Raw genomic sequence first — 8,511 nt, 5'->3', positions numbered from 1 at the left:
ACGCCAGCCGCTGGGCCAGTTCACCGTCCGGTCTGCGCCGCGACGGGTGGACCCAGCCGCACCGACCACCGTGCCGCGGGTCCTGCGCCGACGACGATCGGCACGGTTCGTTGGGGGCTGTGCGACAACGCGCGCAAGGGAGCCAACCGCGCCACGGCAGCGGGGCCCGCGCACACCACCACCCGTACCCTCGTCGACGGTTCCTCGGTTGCCACATCGGCAACGGCGTCGACCCGGCGGCAACCCTCGGGTGTCGCGTCGCCGAGCACGTCGCCGACCACCACCACGTCCGTGTCGGCGTCGAACTGGTGCACCAGGGCCAGCGCGTGCCGGCGAGAGGCGGCCAGGTCACCTCCGATGGTGAGCACGTCGGGCGCCACCGTCAGGTCGATCCACAGTCGACGCCCATCCCGGTCGCCGAGCACGAGAGGCGCGCTCGACGGCGGCGGCCGCTGCCCGTCGGTCAGCCACCCGTAGGGGGATCCCCAGCGCGCCGGGCGTGCGCCGACGAGCCGCACTGTCGCCCGGTCCGGTCCGCAGGTCAGATCCGTGACCAGGGTGGCGAACGGGTTGGGACGGGCCAGCGGAAGAAGGCCGGCCGCCCGGACGTCGGGCACCGCCCGGGCCGGGGTGCGATCCGCGGCTCGCGGCGACGAGACCGCCACCGGCGGCTGGGCGGGTGTCTCGATCGTGACTGCCGCGGGTGGTTGGGCGGGTGGCTTGGCCGCGACCGCCACGAGCGGCCGTGTGGGCGGCTCGGTCGCGACCGGGGGTGGCGGCACGAGGGTTGGTGTCGCGGACGCCGGGGGAGGTGGTTGCTCCGCTGGTGGCGCGGTCACCGGTGCGGGTCTGGGATCCGGGGGAGCCGTCGCCGGGACGGGCCGGACCGGGCTGCTGTCCGCCGCGCCGCCACGGGCGGGTCGTCGCCGTGCGCGGAGCGCCACCTGTGCCCAGAGCAGGAGGAGCACGGCGAGCGCGATCAACGCCACCCGCAGCCCGGTCGGGGACCACAGGGCGGACAGGCGCGGCAGCGTGACAGTGGACGGTGCCGGCGGGCCGACGGATGCCGTGGACGCGGTCGACGGTGGGGACTGTGACACCGCTGTCGGTGCTGGCGTCGGTGCCGGCAGCGCGCCGGTCTGGACGCCGGGGCCCGACGCGTCCCGGGGCAGGACGAGGATCCAGCCGGGCTCCAGGGTGGTCGCGTCGGTCAGCCGACGGCCGTCGGGTTGGAGTCGCCCCTCGTTGAGGGCGAAGATCTCCCGGGACCGGTTGCCGTTGCCCAGCGTCTTCGCCGCGATCGCGAAGAGATACTCCCGTTGGCCGTCGACCGGAGGTCCGACGACGTAGTACTTGCCGGTCTCGCCCGGAGCGCGCGCCGTCGAGGTGGGTGCGGCGTCGGCCACCGGAGCGATCATCTGTGTGCTGACGCCCAGCATGAGCAGGCAGAGACCGAGCACCGCGAGCCGTCGTCTCATCGTGGCATCGTCCTTCGCCGGGGTCGTCGGGCGCTGCGGCGATCCAAGGATCGTCGGAGGAATGGTGAACCGGGGCGTGCCACCCGTCGTTCTCAGGATGTTCTTCCGAGATCGGAGGCGTTATGAGGGGAATTACACCGTATCCGCAGGGCCAGGGCAATATCGCCGACGTGTGCCGCGACGCGGCGGCCGGCATCAGTACACAACTCGACCGGCTGCGCGCCCACCTGGCGAGCCTCGACCCGGCACGTCTGCGGATGTCCGCCTCCCGTCGCGACGCGCTGCTGACCGGGTACGACATCTACGCGCGGATGCTCGACGACGCGCTCCAGGACATCGCCGGTGACCTCCAGGCGGAGACAGACCTCCGGCCGGCCGATCTGGCGCTCGCCGCGGGTGGGTCCCGATGAGCGGCGCCGAGGGGGCACCGGTCCCCGACGGCGCGGGTGACCCGGCCGACCCCGGGCCGGCCATCAACGCGCTGGCCACCGACGTCGCCCGGCGGCTCGCCACGCTGCGCGAGCAGTTGGAGCCGACGCGGGGGCGGTGGGCCGACAGCCACGACTACCTCGATCCGGCGGAGGAGTGGGCCATCGCGACCGACGGTCTGCTCGGCCCCACGGGCGTGCTGGGCATCATCAGCGACGCGGTGCGGATCACCCTGCCGGACCTTGTCGGCGCCAGGTGGTCCGAGCGCACGTCCGGCTCCTGCGCCGGGCACGGGGGATCGACAGCGGGTGGTGGCTGATGTCCGCTGCCGCCGTCCCCCGCGGGGAGTGACCGCTCATGGCCACGTCCACCTGCGTCGACGCGACAATGCGGACAAGTGTCTGCATGCTCGTGCTCGGTCTGCTGTCCGAGCTGGAGAGACACGACGTCGCCACCCACCTGGACAGTTGCGCGAGCTGTCGGGCCGAGCGGGAGGAGATCGGCCACACCGTCGACACTCTCGGCCTGCTCAGCGCGACACACGTACGACGCTTGATCGCCGATTTCGGGGCGGGCCCGGCCGAGCCGGACCGTACCCCGCCTGGGGATCGTCTTTTCGGCGCACCCGGCGCCCCGCCGGCGCGGGACTTGCCCGCCCGCACCGAGGCCCCGGTCGGGATCGTGCGCGAGACCCGCGCGGTGTCCCGTCTCGGCGTCCCCGACGACGTCCGTCCGGTCACCCAGGCCCGCCCGGCGACGGTGTCCGACCGGCACCGCGCCGGACCCGGTGAGGGTTTCCTGCCCCCCCGACCCGCGACGGGCCCGTTGTCCCGCGGCCCGCACTCGCACCGCCGCCCCAGGTCACGTCGTCGTCGCCTCGGTGGCGTGGTGGGCGTGAGCGGTCTGCTCGCCGTCGCGCTCAGTACGACGCTGCTCGTCGAGCCCTGGCACGCGACTGACTCGCCCGGCCCTGTCGTGGCGGTGGCGACCACCGACGACGGTGCCAGCGGCGTGGAGTTCTCCGCGGTTCTCTACGACGACGACGGTCAGGTCAACCTGCGGGTGTCGACCGATGGTCTGGCACCGGACGCGTCGTACCAGCTCTGGGCGCTCACCACGGCGGGCGAGGAGTTGTTGCTCGGTCGGCTGAACGGCACACCGGGCCGCGGCGGCTACGCCGGTGACGTCGCGGTGTCGGTGGACGACCTGAGTCAGCTCAGCGTCCGTCACGTCGACGGCGGGGTCCTGGTGACGGCCGAGGTGATCAAGGGATCGCCGCGACCGGACGGGGGACCGGATCCGACGTGAGTCGAGCCGACGCGCGACCCGTCCCATCGCGACCGTACCGGGTCGCGCCGTCCGTCGCGATGTTTCGGCAGGTCAGCGTACCCAATGGGGTTCCGACGCCGAGCCGGCCCGCGAGGGTCTGCCAAGATTCCTCGGGAAAACCCCCACGAACACTGAACGCGGGTACCGATGCACTCGTTATCGCTGCCATGAACCAGGCCGCGGGGAACATGCTCTCGGGTGCGTCGTCGCCAGAGCCGACCTACGACGACGCGTTGCGGCTCGCCTATGAGACACATGGGCCGATTCTGCTCAACTACCTGCTGCGCCTGACGATGGGTAATCGTGGCCTCGCCGAGGACATCGTCCAGGAGACGCTGGTGCGTGCCTGGCACCATCCGGAGGCGCGGACGACCGACGGTCAGTGGAGCCGGGGCTGGCTGTTCACCGTCGCCCGACGCATCGCCATCGACCACCTGCGGGCGGCCCGGGGCAGGCCGTCCGAACAGCTTGACGAACGCATCGAGGAGCGGCACGCCGTCGTGGACGACATCGACCGCCTGCTCAACGGCCGCGAGGTGCGCGACGCCGTGGCCAGGTTGCCGGAGCGGCTGCGCAGCGCGCTGATCGAGATCTACTTCCAGGAACACACTGTCGCCGAGGCCGCGCGCAACCTCTCGATCCCCGAGGGGACCGTCAAGTCACGGACCTTCTACGCGCTGCGGGCGCTGCGCGAGGACCTCGCCGGGCGGGGGTTCAGCATCTGAGTGGCCGCCGGCAGAAGTTCCGAAGTTGGCCCGCCCAACCGTGAACCAACCTGTCGCTCGGCTCGTTCACAGCGCGTACCCGTCGGAGAGGGAAGCAACAGTGACACTGAGATCGGTGATCGGACGCCTGGCCACCCCGCACACCTCGGGCCGGCGCGCATGGGGCTCACTGCGGACGACCCGTCAACGGATCGAGGCCGGGGTCGCCTTCACCGCGGCCGTCGTCTGCGTCGTGGCGGCCGGGCTCCAGGTCGGGCCGGCGTTGGCCGAGACCACAGTGGAGGGCGAGCCGGTCCCGGCCGACGTGCTGCCGGCAATCGTGGTCGGCGCCACCTCCTGCCCGACGCTGACCGGGCCGCGACTCGCCGCACAACTGATGGCCGCCTCGGGGTTCAAGGCGACGGCCGTGTCCGAGTCCGGCGAGGGCATCGCCGGGCTGGACTCCCGGGCCTGGCAGACGTGGGCGCCGTGGCAGCGGGCCCAGCGCGCCGACGTCCGGGCCAACGTGCTCGCGCTTGCGCACCGCACCTGCGAGGCGATCGGCCAGGTCCGGGCCGGCGGCGCCGGCGGCGACCTCTGGAAGGCGGCCGTCGCGGCCGACAAGGTCGGTCTGGACGCGGTGGTCGAGGCCAAGGGCGTGCCGACGTCCGCCCGGGAGCACGTCGACACTGTCGCCGGGTACGCCAACTGGTACGCCAAGCAGCCGCAGTTCTCGGGCGCGACGAAGCCGGCCCGGCCGTCCGCCACTCCGGCCGCGGACAAGGTGGGCATTCCCGAGGAGTACGTCGACGCGGTGGTCAGGGCCGGTCAGGTCTGCCCCTCGACAGTGTCCGCCGCCCGGATCGCCGCGCAGCTCAGATCGCTCTCCGCCTTCAACCCGAACCTGAAGGGCAGCGGCGGTGGTCAGGGCATCGCCCAGTTCACGCCGTCGCTGTGGGAGGAGTACAAGCCGTCCGACAGCGCGTCGGTCTGGGACCCGCAGGTGGCCATCCCCACCCTGGCCACCGCGATGTGCGACCTGCGCAACCAGCTCTCCGGAATGAATCTGCGCCAGCCGGGGGAGGAGACCGACCCCTACTCGCTGGCGCTCGCGGCGTACCAGTGGGGGGTCACCGCGGTGCGGGCCAAGGGCGGGGTGCCGCGCGGTGCCGCCGTTCCGCAGCTCGTCGACACTGTCGACCTCTACCTCAACGCGTACAACTCGGACAGCCGCCTGGCCAGCGCGTTCCCGTCACCGTCGGTGAACCGCCCGGCCCCGCCGCCACCGTCGTCCTCGGCACCGTCGTCGTCGCCACCGTCGCCCTCGCCCTCGGCCGTGTCCGCCCCCTCGCCGACGAAGCCGGCCGCGCCACCCACGCCCGCCACGACTCCGTCGCCAGTGCCCCCGCCGCCGGTCACGGCCCTGCCGGCGAAATGGGACCCGGCTGTCTCCTACCAGTTCACCAACGTCCTGAGCGGCCGGGTCATGGAGGTGCCGGGGAAGGACAACGTCACCGCCGGCGGGACGACCATCCAGCTCAATGACAACCTGCACCAGAAGGACCAGTACTGGCACATCGCCAAGGCCGCCGATCCGAGGTATGTCGTGATCACGAACGCGTTCAACAACAAGGCGCTCGGCATCCGCGGCGGCTCGATCAAGGACGCCGCCGAGTTGGTGCAGGTCGACCCGGCGTTCGACAACCCCAGCCAGCAGTGGTCGTTCATCGACGGCGGCACGTGGGTCACCCTCATCAACCGCAACTCCGGCAAGGCGGTCGACATCCTCGGTGACGACTGCTGCGGCAAGAACGGCACCCCGATCACCCAATGGGGTCGGCAGAGCTACGCCGTGGACCAGCGCTGGGTGCTCAGCAGATGACAGGGACGCGGGGCACGGATCCGCGCGGCGCGCGGGGCTGGGTGGGGGCGATCATCGCGGCGGTCGTGCTCGTCGCCGGCGCACCCGCCGCGCCGGCGCGGGCCGCTGTCGACGAGTACGTCCTCTACTACACCGTCACCTCGGCCTACCAGGGCAAGCCGGAGAACCTCGGCGACATCGCGGTCCGGCTGCTGGGCAACTCGTCGCGCTCCACCGAGATCTTCAACCTGAACACGGCACGACGGCAGCCGGACGGCGGCGCGCTCACCGACCCGAACACCCTCCATGCCGGCTGGTACCTGGTCGTGCCCTGGGACGCGGTCGGCGCGGGTCTCCAGCACGGCGTGTTGCCCAGCACCGCTCCCGCCGCCGCACCGGCCGCGAGCGCTCCGGGCGTCCCCCCGCAGGCGTCCACGCCGCAGGCACCGGGCGTTGTCGGCGTTCCCGCGGTTCCGGGCAGGCCGTCGGCTCCGGCGTCCCCCCTCGGTGGGACGCCGCCGATCCCCGGGCTGACACCGGGCCCGGCACAGCTACCGTCCGCGCCGCCACCGCCCGCACCGCCGGGCAAATGCGTCACGGCGACCGCCGCCAGCGCGCCGTCGAACTGGGCCACCGCGCGGCTGGCCGCCGACCTGGCCTGGCCGCACACCCGGGGCGTCGGGCAGCTCGTCGCGATAGTCGACTCCGGTGTGGATGGTCGAGCGGCTCAACTCGCCAGCCGGGTGTCGGTCGGTGCCAACATCGTGACCGGAGACGGTCGCGGCGACAGCGACTGCCTGGGCACCGGTACGGCGATGGCGGGCCTGGTGGCCGCGCAACCGACGGACGGCGACGCGTTCGCGGGTGTCGCGCCGGAGTCGGTCGTCATGCCGGTGCGGGTGGTCACCGATGTGCCGTCCGCGGACGCGGTCGCCCAGGCGACGGCGATCGAGGTGGCGGTCTCCGCCGGGGCGACGGTGATCGCGCTCGGCTCGTACGTGGATGTCACAGCCGAGGGCGTGCTGCGGGCCGTCGAGGTGGCGCTGAGCCGCAACATCGTCGTGGTGGCCGGCGCTCCGGCCGGCCCGGGCGCCACCGCCCCGCCGGCGGAGCTGATCAGCGTCGGCGGCGTCGGCGTCGACGGCAAGCTCCTGGAGGAGTACGCCGCGGACCTGGTCGACGTGGTGGCACCGGGCGTCAACGTCTCCAGCATCGGCATCAACGGCACGAAGCAGTTCGTCGGCAGCGGCACGCAGTACGCGGTCGCTCTGGTCGCCGGCGAGGTCGCCCTGGTTCGTGCCGCCCACCCCGACCTGTCGGCCGCGCAGGTCGCCCACCGGGTCGTGGCCACTGCCGACAAGATGGGTGACGCGCAGCCGGATGCCCGGTACGGCGGTGGCATGATCAATCCGGAGGCCGCGGTGACCCGGGAGCTGCCCGAGGAGGCGACGCAGGTGTCCACCGGTCGGCGTTCCGGTCAGCGCACCGGGGGCGACGGCGTCCGGGTGGCGTTCCTGCTGACGGTACTGGCGGGGCTCGTACTCAGCGCGCTGCTCGTGATGCGCCTCCGCCGCAGCGTACGGCGGGCCGAGACGGAGACCGGGGGCGAGGACGATGGGTTGGACGCGGACTGGCCGGCGGGCGCCGCGCCCGACGAACACCCGCATCAGCCGACGCTCACCGGCGCGCACTGAGCGACGGTCGGTTTCGTGACAGCACAGACGTCCCCGGTCGTGAACTGCCCCCTGGGCAGTTCCGTTCTTAGCAGATCGGGGACCGCGGGCGACCAGCCGCGCGGGCGAGGGATTGAGGACTTGGTGCGACATGGCTGACGACGTGTGCGATGAGCCGCAGCTCCGCAGCGCGCTCGGCGTGTACCTGGCCGGCGGATTGGCCGAGGAGCAGCGCGACGCGGTCGAGAGTCACATCGCCACCTGTGCCCAGTGCTCCGCCGAGGCCGACGTGCTGGTCGAGGCGGTGGCGATGCTCGCCCTGCTCTCCGATCTCGACCGCCGGGAGATGGTGGCCGAGTTCGGCGTCCCGCCGATCCCGGTGGTGGCCGCTCCGGAGCTGGTCGACGAGCGGGAACCAGAACCGGATCCACCGTCGGCGCCTCCCGCCGTGTGGTCCCCTCCGGTGGACACGGCACGTGCGGTGGGGCCGACCCGTGGGCCTGTCGCGAACCGGGCGAGCACCGGCCCGGGGCGTACGGCGTCCACGGCGACCACCCGGCCCGGCCGTCAGCAGCGCCGCCGCCGGATGAAACTCGCGGGTGCCGGCCTCGCCGTGGTGGCGCTGATCTTCGCGGGTCTGCTCGTCGGCCAGTCGTTGCGCACCCCCACGACCACCCCGGACCTGGCGGTTCCGAACGGTACGAACACAGTCCTCACGCTCGTCACCAACGCCACCGACACGCCCAGCGGCGCCACCCTGTCGGTGGTCGTCTCGCAGCAGGCCGGCGCGGTGAACCTGCGGGCGACACTGGCCGGCCTGCGGGTCGGTGCGGCCTACCGGCTGTTCGTCACCGACGTCGACGGGCAGAGCTGGGAGCTGGCGGTGGTGACCGGTACGGAGTTCCGGCAGGAGGTTGCCCGGAGCTGCCCGGTGCCCTTCGACCGACTCGACAGGTTCAGCGTCACCGCTGCCGACGGGTCCCTGGCGGTCGTCGCCGTCGTGGACCGGGCGTCGCGGTCGGCGACGCCGCGATAGT

8 protein-coding genes are annotated in these 8,511 nt (G+C 72.8%); 7 read left to right on the top strand and 1 reads right to left on the bottom strand.

The genetic code is table 11. The features are described 5' to 3' along the window. Positions 1-20 precede the first annotated feature (20 nt). On the bottom strand, positions 21-1,478 hold the full coding sequence (locus tag AB0A95_RS19575) for a hypothetical protein (protein ID WP_357557159.1): 1,458 nt from the start codon (positions 1,476-1,478) through the stop codon (positions 21-23). 122 nt (positions 1,479-1,600) lie between these two features. Here AB0A95_RS19575 and AB0A95_RS19570 point away from each other — a divergent pair, with 122 nt between their 5' ends. The 7 genes from AB0A95_RS19570 (at position 1,601) to AB0A95_RS19540 (ending at position 8,510) form a co-directional block, all read left to right on the top strand. Next, on the top strand, positions 1,601-1,888 hold the full coding sequence (locus AB0A95_RS19570; protein WP_357557158.1) for a hypothetical protein: 288 nt from the start codon (positions 1,601-1,603) through the stop codon (positions 1,886-1,888). Continuing rightward, positions 1,885-2,226, top strand: a complete 342-nt coding sequence (locus tag AB0A95_RS19565; protein ID WP_357557157.1) for a hypothetical protein — start codon at positions 1,885-1,887, stop codon at positions 2,224-2,226. The genes AB0A95_RS19570 and AB0A95_RS19565 overlap by 4 nt, the downstream gene beginning before the upstream one ends. A 38-nt stretch (positions 2,227-2,264) precedes the next feature. Next, entirely contained in the window at positions 2,265-3,215 is a 951-nt protein-coding gene (locus tag AB0A95_RS19560) for a zf-HC2 domain-containing protein (RefSeq protein WP_357557156.1), read from the top strand. A gap of 188 nt (positions 3,216-3,403) precedes the next feature. After that, a complete protein-coding gene (locus tag AB0A95_RS19555; protein ID WP_357557155.1) occupies positions 3,404-3,961 on the top strand; it encodes a sigma-70 family RNA polymerase sigma factor in 558 nt (185 codons plus the stop codon). A 100-nt stretch (positions 3,962-4,061) separates the two neighbouring features. Next, complete coding sequence (locus AB0A95_RS19550) at positions 4,062-5,822, top strand: RICIN domain-containing protein (protein ID WP_357557154.1); 1,761 nt, start codon at positions 4,062-4,064, stop codon at positions 5,820-5,822. After that, positions 5,819-7,495 carry a S8 family serine peptidase gene (locus AB0A95_RS19545; RefSeq protein ID WP_357557153.1) on the top strand — a complete coding sequence of 559 codons (1,677 nt, stop codon included), beginning with the start codon at positions 5,819-5,821 and terminating at the stop codon, positions 7,493-7,495. Before AB0A95_RS19550 ends, AB0A95_RS19545 begins: the two co-directional genes overlap by 4 nt. A 130-nt stretch (positions 7,496-7,625) precedes the next feature. Next, entirely contained in the window at positions 7,626-8,510 is an 885-nt protein-coding gene (locus AB0A95_RS19540; RefSeq protein WP_357557152.1) for a zf-HC2 domain-containing protein, read from the top strand. Position 8,511 lies beyond the last annotated feature (1 nt).

The organism is Micromonospora sp. NPDC049230 (genome assembly GCF_040647875.1).
Lineage (GTDB): Bacteria > Actinomycetota > Actinomycetes > Mycobacteriales > Micromonosporaceae > Micromonospora.
Note: the sequence above shows the minus strand (reverse complement) of the source record. Positions and strands in the feature narration are given on the sequence as shown.